Below are 21,284 nucleotides of genomic sequence, written 5' to 3'. Positions count from 1 at the left end.
CATCAAAACGCGGTTCCCACGTTGATCGTGATCAGCTTGGTGCCGTCGCCTTTCTGCTTCAGCAGAGCTTTCGCGATGTCGATGCGGAACGGGCCCATTGGCGAGTTCCAGTTGATGCCGAAGCCGACCGACAGGCGGGGCTTGGCGCTGTTGCCGTAATAGAGTTCCTTGAAGGGCGAGATCGAGGTGGCAACCAAGGTCGATCCGTCGGGGCAGCCGCTCGCGCCGGCCGCGATCGTACTGACCGCACCGCTGGTGCTGTCGGTACACTGGCGGAGGCCGTCGGACGTGAGCGTCGCACGCGTCAGCGCCGCCGATCCCGGCGGAAGATCGAGAAGATCGGGCGTGTCGACGCCGAACACCGCGCCGGCATCGACGAAGAGGGACGGTCGCAGACCCATCTCCCGAAGGCCGCCCGGCACCGGTATGTCGAGCTCCAGCGACCCCTTGTAGTAAGCGCGTCCGCCGAGCGCATCTTCCGACCAGCTGCTCTTGTCGGTGGAGAGGGTGCCGTCGCTTTCATAGGGAACCCGGCGGATGCGGGGACCGATTCCGCGGATGTCGAAGCCGCGGAGTTGCGGCTCGCCGAGGAAGAAGCGGTCGGTGATGCGGACGGCGTCGCTGCCGTCCTCGCCCTTCTTGTCGAGCGGATGGATGTAGCCGCTCTCGGCACTCGCCTGCAGGACGAAGCCGCTGTCGCCAAGACCCCAATATTTGGCGCCCTCGAGCCGGCTGCGGATGTAGCGGACGTCGCCGCCCAGGCCGGCAAAATCCTGCGAGAAGGTCAGGCGCTCGCCCTCGATCGGGCGAATGCTGTTGTTGAGATTGTTGTAGGCCAGGCTGTAACCGACCGAAGACGTCAGCCGGCTACCGAGCTCGCTGCAAAGATAGCGGCCGGCAATCAGGGGGTCGCAGGTGGCGACGCCATTGCCGTCGCGGTCGGTGAAATAGGTCGCCTTGTCGAGCGAGATCTCATCCTGGCTGAGGCCGTAGCGCAGGGCAAGCGAGCTATATTCGGTGAGCGGCACGCCGAGGCGGATCTGGCCACCGGTCGTGACCTGGCTATAGGTCGTGTTCCGATCGTCGCCGATATAGTTGAAGCTGTTGTAATCGCGGCGAAAGATATCGACTCCGAGCGCGATGTTGCGGTCGAACAGATAGGGTTCGGTGAAGCCGAGCTCGACCGACTTCGAGTAGGCCGAATAGGCGACGGACGCCCGGGCGATCTGGCCCTTGCCGCGGAAGTTGCGCTGCGTGATCGACAGGTTGACGAGGAAGCTTTCGAGGCTCGAATAGCCCGCCGACACCTGGAGCTCGCCAGTCGCTTTCTCCTCGACGTCGACCGCGAGATTGACGCGATCGGGTGAGGAACCCTGTTCCTGGCGGATCTCGAGATTTTCCTGGAAGAAGCCGAGGGAGTTGATCCTATCCTGCGAGCGCTTAATGCGAACGCTGCTGAACGCGTCGCCTTCGGCCAGCCGGAACTCGCGGCGGATTACCTTGTCTTCGGTCAGCCGGTTGCCGTTGATATCGACCCGCTCGACATAGACACGCGGGGTCTCGCTCGCGCGGAACGTGACCGACATCGTCTTCTTGTCCTTGTCGCGCTGAAACTGGGGCGAGACGTCCGCAAAGGCGTAGCCGAACGTTCCCGCCGCCGCGTTCATCGCGGTGACCGTGTCCTCGATCTGCTTGGCATTGTACCAGTCGCCCTGCTTCATCGGCAGCATCGGCCGGAGCCGCTCGGAGGGCAGATCGCGAATCTCGCTGTCGACCTTGACCTCGCCGAAGCGGTAGCGCTCCCCTTCTTCAACGACATAGGTGATAATGAAGTCGGTCTTGTCGGGCGTGAGCTCGGCGATCGCGGAGACCACTCGAAAATCGGCAAAACCCTGCATTAGGTAGAATTGCCGCAGCTTCTGCTGATCGTAGGCGAGGCGATCGGGATCGTAGACGGCACCGGAGCCGAGGAAGCTGAGCGGACCGGTGCGTTTGGTCGCCATTTGCGCGCGGATCTCACCATCGGAGAAATGGGTGTTGCCGAGGATGTTGATCTGGCGGACCTTCGATTTCACGCCTTCACGGATCTCGAAGATGAGATCGACGCGATTCTGATCGAGTTGCACCATCTTCGGCTCGACCTCGGCCGCAAAACGGCCCTGCCGTCGGTACAGTTCGATGATCCGGGCGACGTCGGCGCGTGCCTTGGAGCGGGTAAAGATCTGGCGCGGCTGCAACCGGATTTCGGGTCGCAGCTTCTCGTCCTTGATCCGCTTGTTACCCTCCAGCAGAATACGATTGATCACCGGATTCTCGCTGACCTGGACGGTCAGCGCGCCGTGATCGTCGCGGATCTGGACGTCGGCGAACAATTCGGTCGCGTAGAGATCGCGAAGCGCATCATCGAGCCGCTCCCGCGTATAGGCCTCGCCCACGCGCAGCTTGACGTAGGAGATCACGGTCTCGCTCTCAAGACGCTGGGCACCGTTCACTGCCAGAGAAAGGATCTTTCCGTCCGCGAACTGAGGCGAGACCTTGGGGGTGGATCCGGACGGCGGCGGAGTGTCCTGCGCCCCGGCCGGCGCGACAAGCGTGCTGCCGATCAGCAGCGCCGCGGAAACGCGGCGGATCGTTCGAATGTTCGTGGATGTCACGGATGATGCTTCCAAGCTCAGATCTGTACCCGGTGCTCCGGGGCCCCGATGCAGCTGGTAGGAAGCGCGATGCGCGGCGGTTTTTCGGAAGAATGTCGGCGGCGACACGCACTGCCATCCGCCGACACAATGAGGATGATCAGCGGTGGGGGCGCGGCGCCCGCGGGGGCGGACCGAGTTCGTCGCGCCGAAGCAGGCCGTCGCGGTTGCGGTCGAGCAGGATGAAGCGCTGACCCGCCGCCGCCGCAAATTCCTCGGTGCTCACGCCACGGTTGAAATTGGCATCGGCCGACGCGACCGGCTGACGCAAACCGAGCGGGCCGAGCCCGCCTTCTCCGCCGCCCCTGCCGCCACTCGGGCCTCCATCGCCGGGGCCGCCCGGGCCTCCGGGTCCGCCAGGCCCACCGAACCCGCGCGCGCCGTGAGAACCGCCGCGACGCGGGCCTCCTCGCCCGCCCATCCGGCCATGGCCGAGAGCACCCTTGCGGCCGCCCGGCCCCCGCATCAGTTCGGGCGCGATCTCCGTCTCGTAGCGGTTCATCTCGGCGGGATCGATCTCACCGTCATGATTGAGGTCGAGCGTCGCGAAAAAGCGGGCTCCGTCCTGCTGCACTTCGGCGGCGGTAAGCGCACCATCGGCGTCGGCGTCAGCGCCGCTGAACCAGGCCGACAGCGGATTCTCGCCGTCGTGCCCGGCGCGGAATGGCTCCCCCATCGGACTCATGAAGAAGGCACCGCGCGGAGGCGGCGGCCCGTCAAGTCGGAATCCAGGACGATCCGGCACCTCGGAGGTGCAGGCCCCGGCGGCAAGAATCAGGGGAAGAAGAATCGGAACACGCATGGCAGACTCCCTGTTGCGGCGTGCGCCTCACCTCGCTTTCCATTGTTACTGCCGTTTGTCCGTGGCACCGCTGCGGTTGGGCTACGTTCATCCGGCGTGACACAGACTGTCACAAACGAGGCGATTCCACGAAAAGCCCCGTGCCTAGGGCCGCCGGACCGTGCCGAAGTCGAAGAAGGGATTGTCGTGAGCCTGCCGTTTGGAATTGCCGCCGCCCTTCTCGTCGCCTCGGCCGCCGCCGCCGCGCAGGACGGTGATCCCGATCTTCCCGAGCGTTCGTCCAGCCTGGTCGTCTATGGCGACGATCCCTGCCCGAAGGCCCAGGACGACGAAGAGATCGTGGTCTGCGCACGCCGCCCGGAGACGGAGCGCTATCGCATTCCGAAGGAATTCCGGAAGAACAAGGACGAGCGTGGTTCGGTCGCCTGGGGCGCGCGCTTCGACCAGCTCGAAGAAGCCACCCGCTATACGCGACCGAACAGCTGCTCCGTGGTCGGCACCTGGGGTCAGACCGGCTGCTGGAACATGAACATCGGCCGGTGGGCCGCCGAACGCCGCGCGATGCAGGCCGAGGCAAACGCAATCCCCTGACCGGGGGCCTGCACAGATACATCTTGCGACAAGTTGCCGAGTTCCCCGGGATACTTCCGGGACAGAGGCGGTGCATTCCCCAATTTCCAGGCCGCACTCCTGCAGCCAGCAGGCAAAGCTTATGATGACACGATTCCCCTCACCCTTGCTGATCGGCGCCTTGCTCGTGTCCGCATGCACCACGGTGGGACCGGACTACCGGGCTCCGACCACGCAGCAATTGAGCATCCCCGACAGCTATTTCGGTGCCGCGCCCGCCCCCTCTGCAACCGAGGCCGCGACATGGTGGCACAGCCTCGACGATCCTTTGCTCGACAGCCTCGTCGACCGGGCCCTGCCCGGCAATCTGGACCTCGCGGTCGCCACCGCGCGGCTGCGACAGGCCCGTGAAGGCGTGGTTCAGGCGCGTGCCGGACGGGTTCCGACTGTAGGCATTTCCGGGGATGCAGGCCAGAATGTCGCCACCAAGGGCAGCGACAATCGCAGCTTCTCGGTCGGCGTCGACGCCAGCTGGGAAGCCGATCTGTTCGGCGGCGTCACCCGCACCATTGAAGCGGCGAACGCGAACGCCGATGCGGCGGGCTACGACGCGGCGGCGACGCGGGTGTCGGTGGTCGCCGAAATCGTCTCCAATTACGTCCAGGCGCGTCTGGCGCAGCAGCGGCTGGCGGTCGCCCGCGAGACGCTTGCGATCACCGAGGACAATCTTCAGATCGCCGGCTGGCGGGTGCAGGCCGGACTTGCCTCTTCCCTCGACGTCGAGCAGGCGCGCGGCCAGCGCGCACAGACGGCCGCGACCATCCCGACTTTGGAAGGCGCCTTTTCGTCCGCCGCATACCGCCTCGGCGTGCTCACCGGACAGGCACCGGCCGCCCTGATCGGGGAGCTTCAAACCGCCCGCGCCATTCCCGCGGCGCCAGCCCAGGTGGCAGTCGGGATACCGGCCGACACGTTGCGCCAGCGGCCCGACGTCAGAGCGGCCGAGCGCAGCCTCGCCGTCGAAACCGCCCGCATCGGCATCGCCGAAGCGGAGCTTCGCCCAGGGCTGCGGCTGACCGGCAATATCGGCACTTCGGCTCTCTCGATCGGCGGTCTCGTCGATCAGGTGGTCGGCGGGCTGTTCGCCGGGCTCAGCCAGACCCTGTTCGACGGCGGTCGCCTGCGCTCGCAGGTGCGCAGCCAGGAGGCGGCCGCGGAGGCGGCGCTCGCCACCTATCGGCAGACCGTGCTGACCTCGCTCGAGGATGTCGAAAACGGCCTTGTGGCGCTCGACACCGCCAAGCGCCGCCAGACGGAATTCAGCGCCGCGCTCGAGGCCGCCAGCAACCAGGAGATTCTTGCCCGGAGCCAATATCGGGCGGGACTCAGCGATTTTCAGGCGCTGCTCGAAGCCGAGCGTGCACTGCTTTCCGCCCGCGAAGGGCTTCTCACCAGCCGAGCCGATCAGACGCTCGCCGTCGTCCAGCTCTACCGCGCGCTCGGCGGCGGCTGGGATCCGACCACCCTCCCCGAGGACCAGACACGATGACCGACATCGCCATCACGTCCGCCGACAGTATTGCGGCAAAGCAGGATCTCGACGCTTTCCTCGGCGCACCGGCCGCCAGACCGTGGTACAAGCGGCCGATCATCCTCGTCGGGATCGTCGTAGCGCTGGTTGCGCTGTTCTTCCTGTTCCGGACGTTCTCGGCGACCACCGAAGCCGGCTACGCGACCCAGAAGGTCCGTCGCGACGACCTCAGCATCACCGTATCGGCGACCGGCAATCTGGCGCCGACCAATCAGGTCGAGGTCGGCTCGGAGCAATCGGGTCTGGTCGATCAGGTCTATGTCGACAACAACGATCGGGTGACCCGGGGGCAGCCGCTCGCCCGCCTCGATCCCTCCCGTCTTCGCGACACCCTGGTCCAGAACCAGGCGGCCCTCGCGGCGTCGCAGGCGCAGGTCGCGCAACAGCAGGCCTCGGCGGTGCAGGCCAACGCCAATCTCGCGCGGCTGGAGGAAGTGTGGCGCGTTTCCGGCGGCAAGGTACCGTCGCGCACCGAGCTGGACACCGGCCGGGCCGAGGCCAAGCGTGCCTCGGCCGCGGTCCGCGCCGCCCAGGCGCAGGTCACCCAGGCCCGGGCCCAGGTCTCGTCGGCGCAGACCAACCTTTCCAAGTCGACCATCTATTCGCCCGTGAACGGCGTCGTTCTCTCGCGCTCGGTCGATCCCGGCCAAACGGTCGCCGCGTCCTTCTCCGCCCCGGTGCTGTTCACCATCGCCGAGGACCTCTCGAAAATGAAGCTGGAGGTGAAGGTCGACGAGGCCGATGTCGGCGAGGTCCATGAGGGCCAGCATGCCAGCTTCACTGTCGACGCCTATCCCGGGCGAACGTTCGAAGGGCAGATCACACGGGTGGACGTGGGCGCCAATGCGACCAGCTCCTCGTCGAACAGTTCCAGCACCGCGTCGACCAGCAATGTCGTCGCCTACACGGCCGTGCTCAGCGTCGACAATCCGGATCTGGCGCTGCGCCCCGGCATGACCGCGACCGCCGACATCGTTACCTCGGCGAAGCAGAACGTCCTCGTCGTTCCCAATGCGGCCTTGCGTTTCTCGCCCGAGCGCGAAGCGGCGCGCAGCGCCCAGCAATCGGGCGGCGTCACCAGCGTGCTCGTTCCGCGCGGGCCGCGCCGCGGCGGCGGCGGCAACGATCGCGAGGCGACGATCGGCCGCGGCAGCCGCCAGACGGTGTACGTGCTCGGCGCCGACGGTCAGCCTGAGCCTGTCGAAGTCACCGTCGGCGACACCAACGGCACCGTCACCGAGATACAGTCGGGCGGGCTCAAGGCCGGTGCCGAGGTGGTCACCGGCCGTCTCAGCGTCGGCGAGAGCAGGAGCAGCGGATCGGGTGGGCAGAAGAAGGCCGGCTTCCTGCCGCTGGCGCTGCTCGCCGTTCGTCGCCGCCGGTGGGAGGTCCGCAATGGCTGACTTGCCGATCATCCGATTGACGAACGTCACGAAGACGTTCGGCACCGGTCCGACAGCCTTTCAGGCGCTGAAGGGCGTCGATCTCGACATCAACGAAGGCGATTTCGTGGCGATCATGGGCCCTTCGGGCTCCGGCAAGTCGACGACGATGAACATCCTCGGCTGCCTCGACGTGCCGACCGGCGGCACCTTCCTGTTCAAGGGCGTGCATGTCGAGCAGCTCGACCGCGATCAGCGCGCCTTGCTGCGGCGGAAATGGCTAGGCTTCGTCTTTCAGGGCTTCAACCTGCTCGCCCGCACCAGCGCGCTCGAGAATGTCGAACTGCCGCTTCTCTATCGGGGCGAGGACAAGAAGGTCCGGCACGCCGCGGCAATGGCGGCGCTCGACAAGGTCGGCCTCGCCGACTGGTGGGATCATACGCCGGCCGAGCTTTCGGGTGGACAGCAGCAGCGCGTTGCCATTGCCAGGGCCATCGTGACCAGCCCCGCCGTGCTCCTGGCGGACGAACCGACCGGCAATCTGGACAGCGAGCGCTCCGTCGAGATCATGGAATTGCTGACCGCGCTCAATCGCGACAGCGGCATCACCGTGCTTATGGTAACGCACGAGCCCGAAATGGCGGCCTTCGCCCATACCATCGTCCACTTTCGCGACGGTCTGGTCGAGCGCTTCGAAACGACCGGCACCGAGAGGGTCCACTGATGCTCGGCACCACCATCGTGCTCGCCGTGCGGGAGATCCGGCGTCATCTGCTGCGTTCGTTCCTGACCACGCTCGGCATCGTCATCGGAGTCGCGGCGGTGGTGACGATGGTGACGCTCGGCAACGGCGCCACCGCCGCCGTCCAGCAGCAGATTTCCAGCCTGGGCGCCAACATCCTGCAAATCCGGCCGGGACAGGGTTTCGGGCGCGGCGGCGGCGGGCCGACCCCGCCCGATTTCAAGATGGAGGATGTCGACGCGATCAAGGGCCAGATTGCCGGCGTCCGCGCGGTGGCGCCGCAGGCACAGACATCGGCCACCGTCATCCACAACGCCTCCAACTGGCAGACCACCGTCAACGGTACGACCGCGGAATTCTTCGTCGCCCAGCAATGGCCGCTGTCCGCCGGCCGGGTGTTCACCGCCGCCGAGGAGACGGCCGGGAAATCGGTCTGCATCATCGGCAACACCGTTCGCCAGAACCTCTTCCAGCGCGAGAACCCGATCGGCGGCCGGATTCGGATCAAGGACGTGTCGTGCGAAGTGATCGGCACCCTGACCGCCAAGGGACAGGGCGGGTTCCAGGATCAGGACGATACCATCATCACGCCAATCAAGCTCGTCCAGCGCCGTTTCAGCGGCAACCGCGACATCCGCATGATCCTGGTCGCCGTCGACGACGATTACGAAACGAGCGCCGTGCAGAACGCGATCTCTCAGCTGCTGCGCGAGCGCCGCAAGATTGGCCCCGGCGAGCAGGACAATTTCAACATCTTCGACACCAAGCAGATCTCGGAGACGCTGTCGGGCACCACCCGAATCCTCACCATGGTGATGGGCGCGGTGGCCGCGGTCAGCCTGCTCGTCGGCGGGATCGGCATCATGAACATCATGCTGGTTTCGGTGACCGAGCGGACTCGCGAGATCGGGATCCGTCTGGCGATCGGGGCGATCGGCCGCGAAGTGCTGCTGCAATTCCTGGTCGAAGCGGTCGTGCTCGCCTGCCTCGGCGGAGTTCTCGGCCTTGCCCTCGCGCTCCTCGCCAGCGTGGTGGTCGCGCCGCTGATCCAGGTGCCGTTCCTGTTCGATCCGCAGATCAATCTGATCGCCTTCGCCTTCTCGGCGGCGATCGGAGTGGTGTTCGGCTATTTCCCCGCGCGACGGGCGGCCGCGCTCAACCCGATCGACGCGCTCAGGCACGAATGAGGTGCGACGGGTGCGGCTTGATCACCGCTTACGCCCGTACGGACGGAGCTTGTCGAAGTCGTCCCTGCTTCTTTCCATGAACACGCAAGATGGACAGGGCTTCGACGGGCTCGGCCCGCACGGAGGCAAGGCCCAAAAAGCTTCGACCACGGAATCGCGTCACGAAAACAGGTTCGTTTCCTCGTGCTGGAGAAGCCAGCGTTTGCGATCGAGGCCGCCGCCATAGCCGGTGAGCGTGCCGTTTGCGCCGATTACGCGGTGGCAGGGCACGATGACGGCGATCGGGTTCGCACCATTGGCGAGCCCGACCGCGCGCGAGGCCGCGGGCGCCCCGATCGCCGCGGCCAGCCGCCCATAGCTCCACGTCTCGCCCGGACCGATCCGGAGCAGGGCCGACCAGACCCGGTGCTGGAATTCGGAGCCGCTGGCCGCGACCGGGATGTTGTCGAGCGCGGCGAAATCGCGCGCAAAATAGGCATCGAGTGCGGCGCGTATGGCGGCCGGCACCGGCGCCTCCCGACTTTCGACCGCCCCATAATGGCGTTCGAGCAGCCGGCGCATGCGTGGGCCGTAATCGTCGAAATCGAGCGCACGGACACAGCCGGCGGCATCGTGAACGAGCAGCAGCAGACCCATTGGCGAGGAAATTCGATCGAGGAAGAGCAGGCCTCCCGGAGGTACGGTGCGCAGCACCGCCCGTGATTCGATCGTTGCCGTCGCCATCGCCTTCCTCCCTTGCCCAGCCAGTCTAGCAAGGGTTGCGCCCAGCAGGCCACACTTTGCGGTTTGTGCCTGCCCGCTGCTAAGCAAAGCCGGTCGGGCGCGGCTTCGATCGCGGGACCGACGGCCGGGGAGGCACGTGATGAACAGCCGAGACTATCTGATCCTCCAACTCGCCGAGGAATTGCTCGCCACCCCGGCCGATCAGCTCAGCGATCGCGAGCGGCGAATCATCGACCGGGCGGTCAGCCGCCAGCGTAACCCGCTGCCGCCGACTGCTGCCCTGGACGAGAGGCTGAGCTGGCCGGATCGCCTCGCCGACCGGGTCGCCGCGATCGGCGGCTCGTGGTCGTTCATCGTCGGCTTCGGCCTGGTCCTCGCCGCCTGGACCGGGATCAACGCCCTGCTGCTGACGCGTCCATTCGATCCCTATCCGTTCATCTTCCTCAACCTGCTGCTGTCGATGCTCGCTGCGATCCAGGCACCGGTGATCATGATGAGCCAGAACAGGATGGCGGAATCGGACCGCAAGCAGGCCCGCCGCGACTTCGAGATCAACCTGAAGGCCGAATTCGAGATCCTCGCGTTGCACGCCAAGCTCGACCTGCTGCTGCAGGCAAATGGTATCGATCCGGTCCACAAGGCCGTGACCGGCCACAAGCCGGCCTGAAATCAGTGGGCGGGACCGAGGTTCGGCGGGCCGAGATGCTGGAGGAAATCCGGCTTGCCGAGCGTAACCCCGGCCGCGCGCAGGATCGCGTAGGCCGTCGTGACGTGGAAGAAGAAATTCGGAATGGCGAAGCCGGTCAGGTAGGCCGCCCCATTCCACCGGTAGCCTGTGCCCGTCGGAAATCGGAGCACGACCTCACGCTCCTCGCCGCCGCCATAGGCCGCCGCATCGACACTCTCGATGAACGCGATCGTGCGGTCGCAGCGATCCTTGAGTTCGGCGAAGCTCGCTTCGGTGTCCGCCATCGCAGGCGCCTCGACCCCGCACAGACGCGCGACCGCATTCTTCGCGGAATCCGAGGCCATCTGATATTGCGCCGGCAGCGGCCGCATGTCGCGCGCCAGTCGTGCGGTGAGCAGATCGGCCTCTGCCTTCTCGTCCGCCGCCTTGTCGAGCCAGCCACGCATGTCGCGCAGCGAGCGGACGAACAGCGGCGCGGAAGCTTCGTAAATGCTGAAGGTCATGGATGTCGCGTGCCTGTCCAGATCAGAGCCGACCCCATGCCTGCCCTCGATCTGATCCTCTACCCCCCTCGGGTCCTGGCATGCCAGCCTCTGTGAAGAAACCAGATCTACCATCCATGCAGGCGATAACTGTTAGTAGTTCTGACAGATGAATACGCCGAAATGAAGTATATAGCCAGGATGCAGGCGATTATCCCGAATCGGATCATTATTCCCGAGGCTTGCTGCGCATTTGGCGCGCTCGTCTTCCTATCCGCTAGGCAATGAATATGATCGAAGAAGGCGGGTTGCGATTCGCTCGTGGGACGAGGGGGACGAGAGGGGATGAAATATCTTCGTCGCAATGCCGGGAAACTCGGCAGCGACTGGTCTGATCCCATTCTCTGGTATGCCCGCGGTGTGGCGGCGATGCGACGGCGGCCGCTGGCGGAGCCGACGAGTTGGCGATTTTTCGCGGCGATACGCGGCTTCGATCCCGGGCTTTGGCAAAAGCTCGGCTGGCTGCGACCGTCCGATGCGCCCCCCGCCCGCGATCTCGTCGTGCTTTACTGGAACCAGCGTCGCAGGGTGCATGGCCAGGATGCCGCCTGGCACCGCTTCTACCTGCTTGCCTTCGAGGCCAACATCCGCAGCGCCATAGAGGCTCTCGGCGGCCCAAAGGATTGGGCACTTCCCTTCTGCGACCCGCAGGATCGGCTGCCGCCGGCCTTCGTCTCTCCAGATTGGCCCGATGGCCACGGCAACAATCCCCTGTTCAGCATCCAGCGCTACGGCCCCTCGGACGATGGCCGCGTTCCGCTGCCGACCGGCGAGCGAGTGGAAACGGCTGGCGACATGGATGCCAAGATCGGCCGCCTGATCGGTGGTGAGGATCCGCATCCGCCACATTTGCCGGGATTGATGGCGGAGCCGAACAGCGCCGCGCTCGACCCGATCTTCTGGCTTGTCGAAGCCGACCTGGATCGCGCGCGCGCTTCGATCGGCTCCCTTCCCGTGCCGAGCGCAGCGTCCGCAGGAGAGCAATTGTTCACGATGCCGATGACGGGGAACGCTCGGTGGCAAAGCACCGCAGCGGAAATGGCCGATCCTGCCGCCCTCGATTATAGCTACGCGTCCGCCTAGCCCCCGGCTTTCTCTGAAGCATGGGCGAAGCTTGCGCCGGGAGACGAGCGTCTCACCTGAGATCGCCGACGTGCGCGGTTAAGAAATCACGGGCGACCCGCGTCTAAGCCATCGAAGGGATTTGGGATGGCTGAACCAGTGCCGAATCGCGCGGAATGGCTGAAGGAGCATATCGGCATTCTGCAGCGGGTCAGCCGCGCGTTCGCGCAACCGGCCGACCAGCATGATCTGCTGCAGGAGCTGATGATCGCGGTCTGGAAGGCGGCACCCGTCTTCCGCGGCGACAGCGCGGCCGCCACCTTTTTCTACCGGGTCGCCCATAATCGCGCTCTGACCTGGCGGCGCCAGGACGGACGGCGGCGCAGCCGGGCCGCCGAGGCGGAACGTGGTGCCTTGGACCAGGCTGCAGCGGATCCGACGGAGGCGATGCTGCTCGAGCGCCTGTATGCGGCCATTCGCAAGCTCCCGCCGATCGATCGATCGCTCGTTCTGCTTTCACTCGAGGGCGTCACCTATGCCGACATCGCAGCGCTTCACCAGATGACCATCGGCAATGTCGGAGCGCGCCTGAGCCGCGCCCGCACCCGCATCGCCGCTCTCGTAGAGGAGGATCAGGATGGATTTTGAACGGCTCGAACGCGCCTACGCCTCATCGGCAAATCGTCCGAGCGAGGCCGGTGCGGCCTACCTGATGGAGGAAATGATGCACAGTCTTGCCACCCGCCGGCGCAAGTTCCGGCTGCAGATCGGCTTGATCGGATTGGCGATGCTCGCCTGGACCGGCATGGTCGTCAACGCCTTCTTCATCCGTCAGGTCGCCGATGCAGCTCGGGAATGGGGTGCGGCGGCCATGCTGCTGGTGAGTTGGGCTGCGTTTGCGGCAGTGGTTCACCAATATCGGCGCCACCTCGACAAGTTTCCGGAGATCCCGAATTCGATCCCCGAGGCGATAAGTGCGTTGATCGACGAAAATGCAGCCGCGCGCCGCCGCATCCGAACGCTGCTTTACGCTCTTCCTGTCTTCATCGCCGCACTCGTGATCGCCCTGTTCCAATTGCGCACCATCGGGAAGATGACGTCGTCCAACCTTCGCGATGCGGCGATCCTGATGGGCGGCGCACTTCTGTTCAGCACCGCGACCTTCACGTTGCGCTACCTGCGGGATCTCAAACCGGAAGCGGATCGGCTGAAGCGGCTTCTGGCCGGGTATCGGGCGTGAAGCGGCGGAAGGCGTCTGCGAGCCCCTCGGAAGCTTCGCTTACAGCACCGAACTCGCAGTCCGGCAGGAGGATGGAAGGTGTCGCGAGGTCGTCCACACGCAGCAGGAAGTGCCCGGTGCCGGCCAGCCCCAGCATCAGGGTCGGCGAGGTCGCGCTACCGGAATCGACCCCCGCCGGCCAGGAGCGCGGATCGTCGCCGAAACGATCGATCCCGAGCATGGCGATCGTCTCGACCAGATCGCGCGTTTCGATGAGGCCGCTGCCCGCGATCAGCGCCTCCGCATTGCCTGCGAGGCCGTGGCACAGCGAATAATTGCCGGAGCCTGCCTCCAGGGCTGAGCGCAGCCGTTCGGCGGTGGTGACGACCGCAGCCACCGCCTGCGCACGCAGCCCGGCATTTCCGGTGAGCACCCAGAGGCGGATCCGGGAAAGCGCGATGCCGGGCGCGCCGTGACACCAGGACATGGTGAAGCCTCGCCGCCCGCTCGCATCGCAGCTCTCGGGTGACAGATCAGGCCAGTTGCCGACCTTTGGATCGAACCAGGCCTGTTCGTGCGTGATCGCCCCTGCGGCCGCTTCCGCAAAGCGTGACTCTCCGGTCGCATGCGCGAGTTCGGCCAGAGCCCAGGCGATCCCGGCGGCACCGTGGGACAGCCCGCACAGGCCGATCGGTTCCTTGCGGTTCGGCCAATGCCAGCCTGCTCCGGTCCGTTCGGCCCGATCGATCAGGGCGTCACCGAGCGTCGACGCCCAGTCGATGAGGCTTTCTTCGTCCAATCGGCGCGCGAGCGCGAGGGCACCGGCGACACCGCCGCCGAGGCCGGCCATGAGATCGCTCCCGGCAAAGCCTCGGCAACCATCGGACGCCAAGTCCAGAGCCAGCGTCCGTGCCTGCTCGAGAAGCGCTTCGCGGCCAAGCCATTGGCCCGCTTGCGTCGCCGCGAGCGCAATCCCGACCCGGCCGACGAACAGGCCGTTGGTGCGGTGCATGTCGGGCGCACCCGCCTCGAGCAGCGCGTGGGTGAGTGCGCCGATCGCGGTGCGGCCGATGACCCGGTCCCCCGTCACTGCCGAGAGGCGCGCGAGGAAAAGGCCGATCCCCGCACTGCCGGTGTAGAGATCGCCGCCGCAGCTCCGGTGCACGGTCCGCCAGCCCGAGGCGGTGGAATCGATATCGTCGGTTGTGAAGGTACAGCGGCCGTCCCACCAAAGCGCTTCCGCGCACAGCGCATGGCCGATATCCAGCGCAGCCTCGCGCCTGATATCCGCGTCAGCCGGCATCGGCGAATACCAGGCGCCTCAGCCCGAACGGATCGCCGGTACCGGCGACGAGATGCGGGGCTTCGAGATCGATGCCGAAGGCGCTGAAGCTTTCGAGCAATGCGGCGCGTCGCCCAGCCTCGTCGCAGCGACCGTTTCGGTGCGCCGCGATCAGGCCATGGGCGACGGCGCGCATGCGGTGGCCACCGAAGCTGTCGGCCCCCGCCGGCTCCTCGGCGAAGGCGAGCCCCGGCGCGAGTGTCTGCGTCAGGATCGGCACTGCCGGACGCAGCAGCGGCGCCAGCAGCGGCTGCAAGGCTTCCAGTACGAAATGGGCGAGTTGCGCGTGACGCGCCCCGATGTAGAGGACGCAAGGATCGCGGCGCTCGAACCCGCCGGGGCTGTTGGCGCATTTACAGGCGAATGGAATGGCGCGCCGGCCGAATGCGCTCGTGAGCAATCCAACGACGTCCACCGCAGCATCGGCAGCGATGTTCAAATAATAACGGACCGACCGCACCCGCTCATATTCGTCTTCCGTCGCACTGCCGAAGGCGAAGTAGAAGCTCTCCTGAAGCGCTCTCGCCTCGCGTCTGCGCTGAACCTTGATCGGCGTCTTCCGCACGGGTCGGGCCGGCGCCGACTCCGACAGGAATTCGCCGGGCGTCCAGCGCCGCGTTCGGTAACCTTTCTGGGCGACGACGACGCCGCTCGCCAAGGTCTCGATGACCGTCCAGCCCTGCTCCAGTCGATCGCGGCCGGCATTTGCCTCCGACAGGCGCATGATGAAGGTCTCGCGCGCCTTCGGCGGATCCTCGGCAGCGGCGGCACCGGCATGGAAAGCGGCGTAGAGACGCCGGTGCAGGGTGCGCATCAGCGGGTCGGGATCGAAGAAATCGTCGTCCGGAGACGGTGCCGGGCGCGCCATCGCATCGATCCTCGTTCCGGCAAGCATGAAGCAGGTCGGGGATTCGATGCTGACGCTATCGAGAATCGGCTGAAGCGCCGCCAGCCAGGCGGGGCAAGATGCGCTCACGTCTCCAGGCCCAGAAAACCGGCAGCGGCCTCGGGATCGGCAAGCATGTTGGCGGAGAGTTGCAGCGCCAGCACCAGATGTGCATCGACCAGCGTGTCCCCGCCTGCTCCCTCGAACGCCGTCTGGACAATCCTGGCGGCCGCATAAGGAACGGCCCTCGACAGCAAGCCGGCGGCGGCGACGGCATCGAGATCGATCCGATCCAGATAAGCACCGAAGAAGCTGCGGGCGGCGCCCTGGAGGTCGGCAAGCGGGATCGTGGCGGTTGCGGCAATCGCCTCAGCATGGTCGGCGGCGGATGGGCGGGTGGACCGCACCCAGGCCACGATGCACGAGTGCAGGATGCCGGCGACGTCCCAGGCGACGTCTCCGCTTCCTGCCATTTCCCAGTCGACCAGCCGTAAGTCCGGCGCGCTCGCGTCCCGCGCGATCAGGCAATTTGCCCATTTCATGTCGCCGTGGATGATCCCGTTTACGCGCCACCCCGCCTCCAGCGCGCGCAATCGATCGATGAGATCGGCATGGCGCTGCACGATCGCGACGACCTTGGCTTGGGCGACGCTTTGACTCGGGGTTCGGTACGGTTCGAGGCGGTCCGGACGCAGGATCCAGGGACGGTGCGCAGGCAGGGCAATCTCGTTCCCGCCGAAGCGCAGCGCCTTGCCGAACTCGACATGGCAGGTCGCCAGCGCTTCGCCGAGCGCCGCGAGCACAGGGGGCGAGAAGCGGCCGGTACGGACGTGCAGACGGCGCAGCGACTCGGCAGGTTCAAACAAGTCCAGAACGAGTATCTGACCGCCGCGGTCGAAACCTCGAAGCGGCGGCAGCAGCTTGGCCAGACGGGCGCTGCCGCCCGCCAGCGCATATACGGCGGCTTCGGTCTCGACCGTCGAGCCCCGGCTCCAATGGCCTTCCTCGGGCCGGTATTGCTTGACGAAGAGGCCGGGACCGCGGCCGTTCGACACGGCGAACGCACGATTGCGGGAGGTGCGTGAAGCGATCTGGAAGCGGCCATCGACAACCTGCTCCAAGCCGAGATGCTCGGCCTGGAGCAGGTAATGGAGAACGTTCTGGCGGGTGAGGATCATCGATCGAACGCCCTGCCCGCCGGACGGCTCCAGTCGCGCCCGCGCGCCGCTTCAGACACTCAGCAGATCAAAGTCGCTGCGTGCCCGATAGCCGGACTCCTCCTCGGCATCACCCTTGCAGCAGGGGTTGCGAGTCGGCTTGCATGTCTTGTCCTTGGTGCCCTGGACGCCGTCGTCATCACCGCCATCGTCGTCCCTGCAGCAAGGATTCCGGGTCGGCTTGCACGTCTTGTCCTTGGTGCCCTGAACGCCGTCGTCATCACCGCTATCGTCGTCCCTGCAGCATGGGTTGCGCGTCGGCTTGCAGGTCGCCGCCTTGGTGCCCTGGACATCGTCATCGTCACCGCCCTCGTCGTCCTTGCAGCACGGATTGCGGGTCGGCTTGCAGGTCGCCGCCTTGGTGCCCTGGACATCGTCATCGTCGCCGCCATCGTCGTCCTTGCAGCACGGATTGCGGGTCGGCTTGCAGGTCGCTGCCTTGGTAGTCTCCGGCTCATCCTCGCCGTAACCGCCGTCGGTCGCGAACAGGGCGCCGGCGAATTCCGCGTCGAAAATCGCACCGCGAAACAACGCACCGACGCCTTGCACCCCCGTCGCGTCCCCTACGGCAAGCAGATGTTCCGTTTTCATCGCATCCTCCTCTTTCTTCTTGGCCTGTCGAGCATCTACAACGGCAACGAATTGGCGAGAGGGCTCGACGTCAGATCGATGTTCAACCAACCAAGGACGAAGTCGCCGATCCAAGAGATTCTATAATTGCAAGAGCCCCATCCTACTTAGAAGGTAAGGTCCGCCAGGATGCAGGCAAACGCTTCAGAGCACGGCACGACAACAACGTCACGATTTTCCGAGCACATCAGCGCTTTTGCAGGACGATATGGCTTGATGTACGAAGAGTCGAGACGGTGTAAAGCAATCGACACCGAAACGGATTGAAACGAGGATGAATCGCTTTAGTCGCGGTTGGCGGCGCCACGGAATGCTTACCGCCGCTCAACAGCGATGCAGGTTCCGTTTTCGCCCGCACGAAAGATCCTGATTCCTCAAGATCTTCCGGCAATACAAGTTGCCGATCGGCGCGGCCGCGGACACGACTGGGTGGCGGGAAATTGGATGGGAACCGCGGCGCGGCGTGGATAGGCACACCAGGATCGAAGATCGTCTTGTTCTCGCCACCAGAAGTCGTTCGCCTGACGCGATCGCGCGCGCTTGCCCCCATCATGACGGAGGCTCGTCACATCCGCCCTCGACAGATGGACGGTGCCGATACCTACCCCGTCCGCCTTATGTCGGCCAGGCGGCGGGCATTCAGGGCGGCGCCCTGAGCAGGTGGAAAGCGGGGCTCCACAGGTTCGAACGCGCCGGACTCGGCGAGACGCGCGAGAAAGGCATCGCGCACCAGGTGCTCCTGCAGAAGCACGCCACCGGACCAGGAAATCTGCGCCGGCACGCCCTCGGGATAATCGAGCTGCTTTCGGACGGCGAATGCGAGGGCGGCGAGTTCATCCGCCGCGCCGGCAAGGATCGCCTGCGCGCCCCTTTCCCCGTCATGAGCGGCTTCGGAGACGAGCTTCGCGAGCCCAGCAATGTCGCCGCGCGGCATCGCCGGCGGGCCCATCACTCTCTGGCAAAGATCCAGATCCTGTTCGAAGGCCAGTGCCACCCTCATGCGGTCGTAGAACGCTTCCCTTGGCGCACGTCCGTCGCTCATGCGGGAAAAGAGGCCGAGACCCTGAACGGCGATCCAGTAAGCGGATCCTTCATCTCCGAAGACCTCGCCCCAACCGCCTGCCCGCGCCGTCCGGCCCTGATGCTCGCCATATCCGATCGAGCCGGTTCCGGCGACGATGTTGATGCCGTCCTCGCAGCCAAGCGACCCCGCCCATCCGCAGACGACATCATTGCCGCACGCATAGCGGTCATGTCCGAGAAGACGTCCGCAAGCCTGCTCGAGCACGATGTCTGCATCGGCATCCTCCCCGAAGGCGGGGAGACCGAAAAACCCGAATTCGATCCCTGCGGGCGTGATCCCAAGATCCCGGCACACGGTTCCGATGCCCTCCTGCAGGCGTTCCACGACGACGGCATGTCCCACCTGCAGGTGGTAAGTCGTTCCGGTGATGGCGCGCGCAACCACCTTGCCCGCTGCATCCACGCAGACGAACTCCGTCTTCGTTCCGCCGCCGTCGACACCCAGGAAGAGCCCGTCCGCGGTCATGCCGGGACCGAGTGGATCCTGACGCCCTGCACCACACGGTTGACGGTGCCGCTGGCATTCGGACGATCGGGAGCAAGGCCGAGCGCCACGGACAGGTGGAAACCGAACATCTGCGCCGGCACGATGAACGGAAAGAGAAGATCCACGTCCTCGGCAGCCGCCATCCCCTGCACGACAAGATCGGCTTCATCGCGGATGCCGGCGGATATGACGACAACCGCGCCGCATCGCCCCTCGGCCCGCAATTCCTCGACCATGTCGAGGTCGTAAAGTCGGGTGAGCGGATCGTTGGCGATGAAGATCACGGCCAGCGTATCACCGTCGATGATGGTCTTGGGACCGTGACGGAAACCAAGCGCCGTGTCGAAACCGGTCACCACCGCGCCGTCGCTCAGTTCCATGAGCTTGAGCGCGGCCTCGCGCGCCAAACCCTTGAAAACGCCGCTGCCGAGATAGACGACACGCTTGAACGGCCGCGCCGCGAGGTCCGCGACAAGTGGGTGGGAGCGCGCGAGCATGTCCTCAACGGCGTTGGCGATCACCGCGACCCGGTCATCGACGGCACGAACGCCGCTCAGGATCGACAGCGCCGCCAGCATCATCGAGGTGAAGCTGGAGGTCATCGCAAAGCCGCGATCATGCGTCGCCTCGGGGAGCACGACGACATGCGCGTTCGCGGTTTCGCGGCGGGCCAGCGCTCCCTCTTCATTGCAGGTCACGATGAGGTGGTAGGCTTCGGCAACCTGTTCGTCGACCAGGTCAACGGTTGCGACGCTCTCCGGACTGCTGCCGGATCGGCCGAAGGAGACAAGCAAGGTCGGAGCGTTGCGACGCAGATAGAGATGCGGCGCGCTCACGATGTCCGTCGTCGCAATCGCCTCGACCGGGCGCTGCAGCACGTTCGAAAGCCAGGGCGCCAGACACTCGCCGATGAAGGCGGATGTGCCGGCGCCTGTGAGGATGATGCGAAGATCGGGTCGTGCAAGCAGCGGCGCGATGAAGGCGTCGATCTCGGTTCGCCGGTCCTGAAGCAGCCGCTGGGTCGCACGAAGTGTCTCGGGCTGCTGCGCGATTTCCCGCCGCGTCCAGGGCTCGGCGGTGCCTGCGTCGTTCGCGGCGGCGGGACGAGTTTCAGCCATTGGGATGACAGGCTCCATGATAGGCGTCGAGCGTGGCCGCGATGTGCGCCATGACGAGATCGGCAGGATCGAACGACTGTTCGCCTGAGCGGACGGCCGCATAGGCCAGCGGCAGATATTGGCTCACCAGCGCGAGCGGCGGCGGTGTCTCCCGAAGATTGGCGAACAACTGCTCCTGAGCAGCCGCGATCTCCGGATCGGGCCAATAATAGCGAATGCGATCCGACAGGCTGAATTGGAGCTGCAGGGTCAGCGCGTCGCCCCTGTCATGATAATATTTCCGCCAGTTCTTCGGTTCGGCGCGCATCCGCGCGATGCTGACGTCGCGAAGCCGGGCACGGCGCTCCGGCGCCACCGTTTCGGCTTCTATCGCGTCGAGTGCCCAAAGAGCTTCTCGAAGCGCGAAGGTGACTCCCGGGCCGACCTTGAGGATTGCAAAATGATCGCGAACCAGGGACGCGAGCGCCTGCGGCGTCTGGTAGTCGGTCGAGTGCGCCTCGAAGACAAGACGGTCGACCGTTTCGATGGCTTCGCTCAGCGCCCGCGCGCGTTCGGGCCGATAGTCGACGACCTTGTCGTGGTCGAACTCGACGCCGGGCTGAACCACCGTGGCGATGACGCGGTCCCAGGCATTTTCCAGCCCGGATTCGCGAAACAGGCCACGATGCATATCGATGGTCGCAAGGGCTGCGTCCGGAGCGGTGACCGCCAGCTCCTCCAGATCTTCCGCGGCGCCGCCGGGCACCGGTACCTCGGTGCCGATGACATAAACCGGCGCATCCCCTGCCCCACCGTCGAAGGCCCCCTCGGCCGCGCGGCAGAGGCGGGCAGCGCGCTCGGCGATGACCGCTTCCGGCAATGGCACAGGATCGTCCGCGCAGCTCATCGAGCAATCGAGATGGATCTTCCGAAATCCGGCCCGCACATAATCGGCGACCATGATCTCCGCCTTCGCCATCGCCTCCGAAGAGTTCAGCATGGTCCAAGCATTGGGACCAAGGTGATCGCCGCCCAGCACCAGCCGCTCGAGCGGGAAACCCACCTTCGCCGCGATCGCGTGCACGAAATCCCGGAAGTCGACCGGAACCATGCCGGTATAGCCGCCATCCTGGTTCACCTGGTTCGATGTGGCCTCGATAAGCGCGAGAGGCTGACCGGTCTTGATCGAATGGCGCAACGTCGCCTCGATCACCAATGGATGCGCCGAGCATACCGACGTCACGCCGATCGGCTCTCCTTTCTTGTGCCGCAGCACCATGCCCAAAATCGTCTGCACACTACGGCTCCCTTCGGGACGGCTCTAGCAAGCTTGGCGCGCCA

General features: G+C 65.7%; 21 protein-coding genes. 9 read left to right on the top strand and 12 right to left on the bottom strand.

Annotation, left to right across the window (positions count from 1 at the left end; translation table 11 throughout):
• Positions 1-2: 2 nt before the first annotated feature.
• Complete coding sequence (bamA, locus tag ETR14_RS18055; protein ID WP_129387060.1) at positions 3-2,654, bottom strand: outer membrane protein assembly factor BamA; 2,652 nt, start codon at positions 2,652-2,654, stop codon at positions 3-5.
• Between the two features lie 139 nt (positions 2,655-2,793).
• The gene (locus ETR14_RS18050) at positions 2,794-3,378 is read right to left on the bottom strand and encodes a hypothetical protein (protein ID WP_243455573.1); all 585 of its coding nucleotides are present in this window, start codon (positions 3,376-3,378) and stop codon (positions 2,794-2,796) included.
• Positions 3,379-3,681: 303 nt separating this feature from the next.
• On the opposite strand from ETR14_RS18050, the gene ETR14_RS18045 reads away from it, so the two are divergent.
• From ETR14_RS18045 to ETR14_RS18025, 5 genes are all read left to right on the top strand, one after another.
• A complete protein-coding gene (locus ETR14_RS18045; RefSeq protein ID WP_243455572.1) occupies positions 3,682-4,086 on the top strand; it encodes a hypothetical protein in 405 nt (134 codons plus the stop codon).
• A gap of 124 nt (positions 4,087-4,210) precedes the next feature.
• Positions 4,211-5,614, top strand: coding sequence for an efflux transporter outer membrane subunit (locus ETR14_RS18040; protein ID WP_129392065.1), 1,404 nt, complete (start codon positions 4,211-4,213; stop codon positions 5,612-5,614).
• Entirely contained in the window at positions 5,611-7,059 is a 1,449-nt protein-coding gene (locus ETR14_RS18035; protein ID WP_129387054.1) for an efflux RND transporter periplasmic adaptor subunit, read from the top strand. Before ETR14_RS18040 ends, ETR14_RS18035 begins: the two co-directional genes overlap by 4 nt.
• Positions 7,052-7,762 (top strand): ABC transporter ATP-binding protein, encoded by a 711-nt coding sequence (locus tag ETR14_RS18030; RefSeq protein ID WP_129387052.1) that lies wholly within the window; start codon positions 7,052-7,054, stop codon positions 7,760-7,762. The genes ETR14_RS18035 and ETR14_RS18030 overlap by 8 nt, the downstream gene beginning before the upstream one ends.
• Positions 7,762-8,967, top strand: a complete 1,206-nt coding sequence (locus ETR14_RS18025; RefSeq protein WP_129387050.1) for an ABC transporter permease — start codon at positions 7,762-7,764, stop codon at positions 8,965-8,967. Before ETR14_RS18030 ends, ETR14_RS18025 begins: the two co-directional genes overlap by 1 nt.
• Positions 8,968-9,126: 159 nt before the next feature.
• Here ETR14_RS18025 and ETR14_RS29670 read toward each other — a convergent pair whose 3' ends face one another.
• Positions 9,127-9,690 (bottom strand): methylated-DNA--[protein]-cysteine S-methyltransferase, encoded by a 564-nt coding sequence (locus ETR14_RS29670; protein WP_129387047.1) that lies wholly within the window; start codon positions 9,688-9,690, stop codon positions 9,127-9,129.
• Positions 9,691-9,829: 139 nt separating this feature from the next.
• Here ETR14_RS29670 and ETR14_RS18015 point away from each other — a divergent pair, with 139 nt between their 5' ends.
• Positions 9,830-10,357 carry a DUF1003 domain-containing protein gene (locus tag ETR14_RS18015; protein ID WP_129387045.1) on the top strand — a complete coding sequence of 176 codons (528 nt, stop codon included), beginning with the start codon at positions 9,830-9,832 and terminating at the stop codon, positions 10,355-10,357.
• Positions 10,358-10,359: 2 nt separating this feature from the next.
• Here the strand turns inward: ETR14_RS18015 and ETR14_RS18010 are convergent, their stop codons facing one another.
• Positions 10,360-10,881, bottom strand: coding sequence for a DUF1993 family protein (locus ETR14_RS18010; protein WP_129387042.1), 522 nt, complete (start codon positions 10,879-10,881; stop codon positions 10,360-10,362).
• Positions 10,882-11,205: 324 nt separating this feature from the next.
• On the opposite strand from ETR14_RS18010, the gene ETR14_RS18005 reads away from it, so the two are divergent.
• From ETR14_RS18005 to ETR14_RS17995, 3 genes are all read left to right on the top strand, one after another.
• On the top strand, positions 11,206-12,003 hold the full coding sequence (locus ETR14_RS18005; RefSeq protein ID WP_129387039.1) for a tyrosinase family protein: 798 nt from the start codon (positions 11,206-11,208) through the stop codon (positions 12,001-12,003).
• Between the two features lie 126 nt (positions 12,004-12,129).
• The gene (locus ETR14_RS18000) at positions 12,130-12,630 is read left to right on the top strand and encodes an RNA polymerase sigma factor (RefSeq protein ID WP_129387036.1); all 501 of its coding nucleotides are present in this window, start codon (positions 12,130-12,132) and stop codon (positions 12,628-12,630) included.
• On the top strand, positions 12,620-13,222 hold the full coding sequence (locus tag ETR14_RS17995) for a hypothetical protein (RefSeq protein ID WP_129387033.1): 603 nt from the start codon (positions 12,620-12,622) through the stop codon (positions 13,220-13,222). Before ETR14_RS18000 ends, ETR14_RS17995 begins: the two co-directional genes overlap by 11 nt.
• Here the strand turns inward: ETR14_RS17995 and ETR14_RS17990 are convergent.
• The 8 genes from ETR14_RS17990 to ETR14_RS17955 form a co-directional block, all read right to left on the bottom strand.
• A complete protein-coding gene (locus ETR14_RS17990; RefSeq protein WP_129387030.1) occupies positions 13,170-14,504 on the bottom strand; it encodes a lanthionine synthetase LanC family protein in 1,335 nt (444 codons plus the stop codon). The two genes, ETR14_RS17995 and ETR14_RS17990, sit on opposite strands and share 53 nt — an antisense overlap.
• Positions 14,494-15,519 carry a T3SS effector HopA1 family protein gene (locus tag ETR14_RS17985; protein WP_129387027.1) on the bottom strand — a complete coding sequence of 342 codons (1,026 nt, stop codon included), beginning with the start codon at positions 15,517-15,519 and terminating at the stop codon, positions 14,494-14,496. The genes ETR14_RS17990 and ETR14_RS17985 overlap by 11 nt, the downstream gene beginning before the upstream one ends.
• A complete protein-coding gene (locus ETR14_RS17980; protein ID WP_129387024.1) occupies positions 15,516-16,607 on the bottom strand; it encodes a phosphotransferase in 1,092 nt (363 codons plus the stop codon). Before ETR14_RS17980 ends, ETR14_RS17985 begins: the two co-directional genes overlap by 4 nt.
• Positions 16,608-16,658: 51 nt before the next feature.
• Positions 16,659-17,237 (bottom strand): hypothetical protein, encoded by a 579-nt coding sequence (locus ETR14_RS17975; RefSeq protein ID WP_129387021.1) that lies wholly within the window; start codon positions 17,235-17,237, stop codon positions 16,659-16,661.
• 226 nt (positions 17,238-17,463) lie between these two features.
• Positions 17,464-17,829: a hypothetical protein gene (locus tag ETR14_RS17970; protein WP_129387018.1), complete on the bottom strand. Its 366-nt coding sequence runs from the start codon at positions 17,827-17,829 to the stop codon at positions 17,464-17,466.
• A 48-nt stretch (positions 17,830-17,877) separates the two neighbouring features.
• Positions 17,878-18,825 (bottom strand): N-acetylglucosamine kinase, encoded by a 948-nt coding sequence (locus ETR14_RS17965; protein WP_129387015.1) that lies wholly within the window; start codon positions 18,823-18,825, stop codon positions 17,878-17,880.
• Positions 18,822-19,964, bottom strand: coding sequence for an SIS domain-containing protein (locus tag ETR14_RS17960; protein ID WP_129387012.1), 1,143 nt, complete (start codon positions 19,962-19,964; stop codon positions 18,822-18,824). The genes ETR14_RS17965 and ETR14_RS17960 overlap by 4 nt, the downstream gene beginning before the upstream one ends.
• On the bottom strand, positions 19,957-21,240 hold the full coding sequence (locus ETR14_RS17955) for a D-tagatose-bisphosphate aldolase, class II, non-catalytic subunit (protein WP_129387009.1): 1,284 nt from the start codon (positions 21,238-21,240) through the stop codon (positions 19,957-19,959). Before ETR14_RS17955 ends, ETR14_RS17960 begins: the two co-directional genes overlap by 8 nt.
• Between the last annotated feature and the right edge of the window lie 44 nt (positions 21,241-21,284).

It is taken from the genome of Sphingosinicella sp. BN140058, assembly GCF_004135585.1.
In the GTDB taxonomy this organism is placed as follows: domain Bacteria; phylum Pseudomonadota; class Alphaproteobacteria; order Sphingomonadales; family Sphingomonadaceae; genus Allosphingosinicella.
Note: the sequence above shows the minus strand (reverse complement) of the source record. Positions and strands in the feature narration are given on the sequence as shown.

Bases quoted from the DNA above. Each gene is read 5' to 3' on its own strand.
- ETR14_RS18050 (WP_243455573.1), bottom strand. From the start codon at position 3,378: ATGAGTCCGATGGGGGAGCCATTCCGCGCCGGGCACGACGGCGAGAAT.
- ETR14_RS18040 (WP_129392065.1), top strand. From the start codon at position 4,211: ATGACACGATTCCCCTCACCCTTGCTGATCGGCGCCTTGCTCGTGTCC.
- ETR14_RS18035 (WP_129387054.1), top strand. From the start codon at position 5,611: ATGACCGACATCGCCATCACGTCCGCCGACAGTATTGCGGCAAAGCAG.
- ETR14_RS18030 (WP_129387052.1), top strand. From the start codon at position 7,052: ATGGCTGACTTGCCGATCATCCGATTGACGAACGTCACGAAGACGTTC.
- ETR14_RS18025 (WP_129387050.1), top strand. From the start codon at position 7,762: ATGCTCGGCACCACCATCGTGCTCGCCGTGCGGGAGATCCGGCGTCAT.
- ETR14_RS29670 (WP_129387047.1), bottom strand. From the start codon at position 9,690: ATGGCGACGGCAACGATCGAATCACGGGCGGTGCTGCGCACCGTACCT.
- ETR14_RS18015 (WP_129387045.1), top strand. From the start codon at position 9,830: ATGAACAGCCGAGACTATCTGATCCTCCAACTCGCCGAGGAATTGCTC.
- ETR14_RS18010 (WP_129387042.1), bottom strand. From the start codon at position 10,881: ATGACCTTCAGCATTTACGAAGCTTCCGCGCCGCTGTTCGTCCGCTCG.
- ETR14_RS18005 (WP_129387039.1), top strand. From the start codon at position 11,206: ATGAAATATCTTCGTCGCAATGCCGGGAAACTCGGCAGCGACTGGTCT.
- ETR14_RS18000 (WP_129387036.1), top strand. From the start codon at position 12,130: ATGGCTGAACCAGTGCCGAATCGCGCGGAATGGCTGAAGGAGCATATC.
- ETR14_RS17995 (WP_129387033.1), top strand. From the start codon at position 12,620: ATGGATTTTGAACGGCTCGAACGCGCCTACGCCTCATCGGCAAATCGT.
- ETR14_RS17990 (WP_129387030.1), bottom strand. From the start codon at position 14,504: ATGCCGGCTGACGCGGATATCAGGCGCGAGGCTGCGCTGGATATCGGC.
- ETR14_RS17980 (WP_129387024.1), bottom strand. From the start codon at position 16,607: ATGATCCTCACCCGCCAGAACGTTCTCCATTACCTGCTCCAGGCCGAG.
- ETR14_RS17975 (WP_129387021.1), bottom strand. From the start codon at position 17,237: ATGAAAACGGAACATCTGCTTGCCGTAGGGGACGCGACGGGGGTGCAA.
- ETR14_RS17970 (WP_129387018.1), bottom strand. From the start codon at position 17,829: ATGATGGGGGCAAGCGCGCGCGATCGCGTCAGGCGAACGACTTCTGGT.
- ETR14_RS17965 (WP_129387015.1), bottom strand. From the start codon at position 18,825: ATGACCGCGGACGGGCTCTTCCTGGGTGTCGACGGCGGCGGAACGAAG.
- ETR14_RS17960 (WP_129387012.1), bottom strand. From the start codon at position 19,964: ATGGCTGAAACTCGTCCCGCCGCCGCGAACGACGCAGGCACCGCCGAG.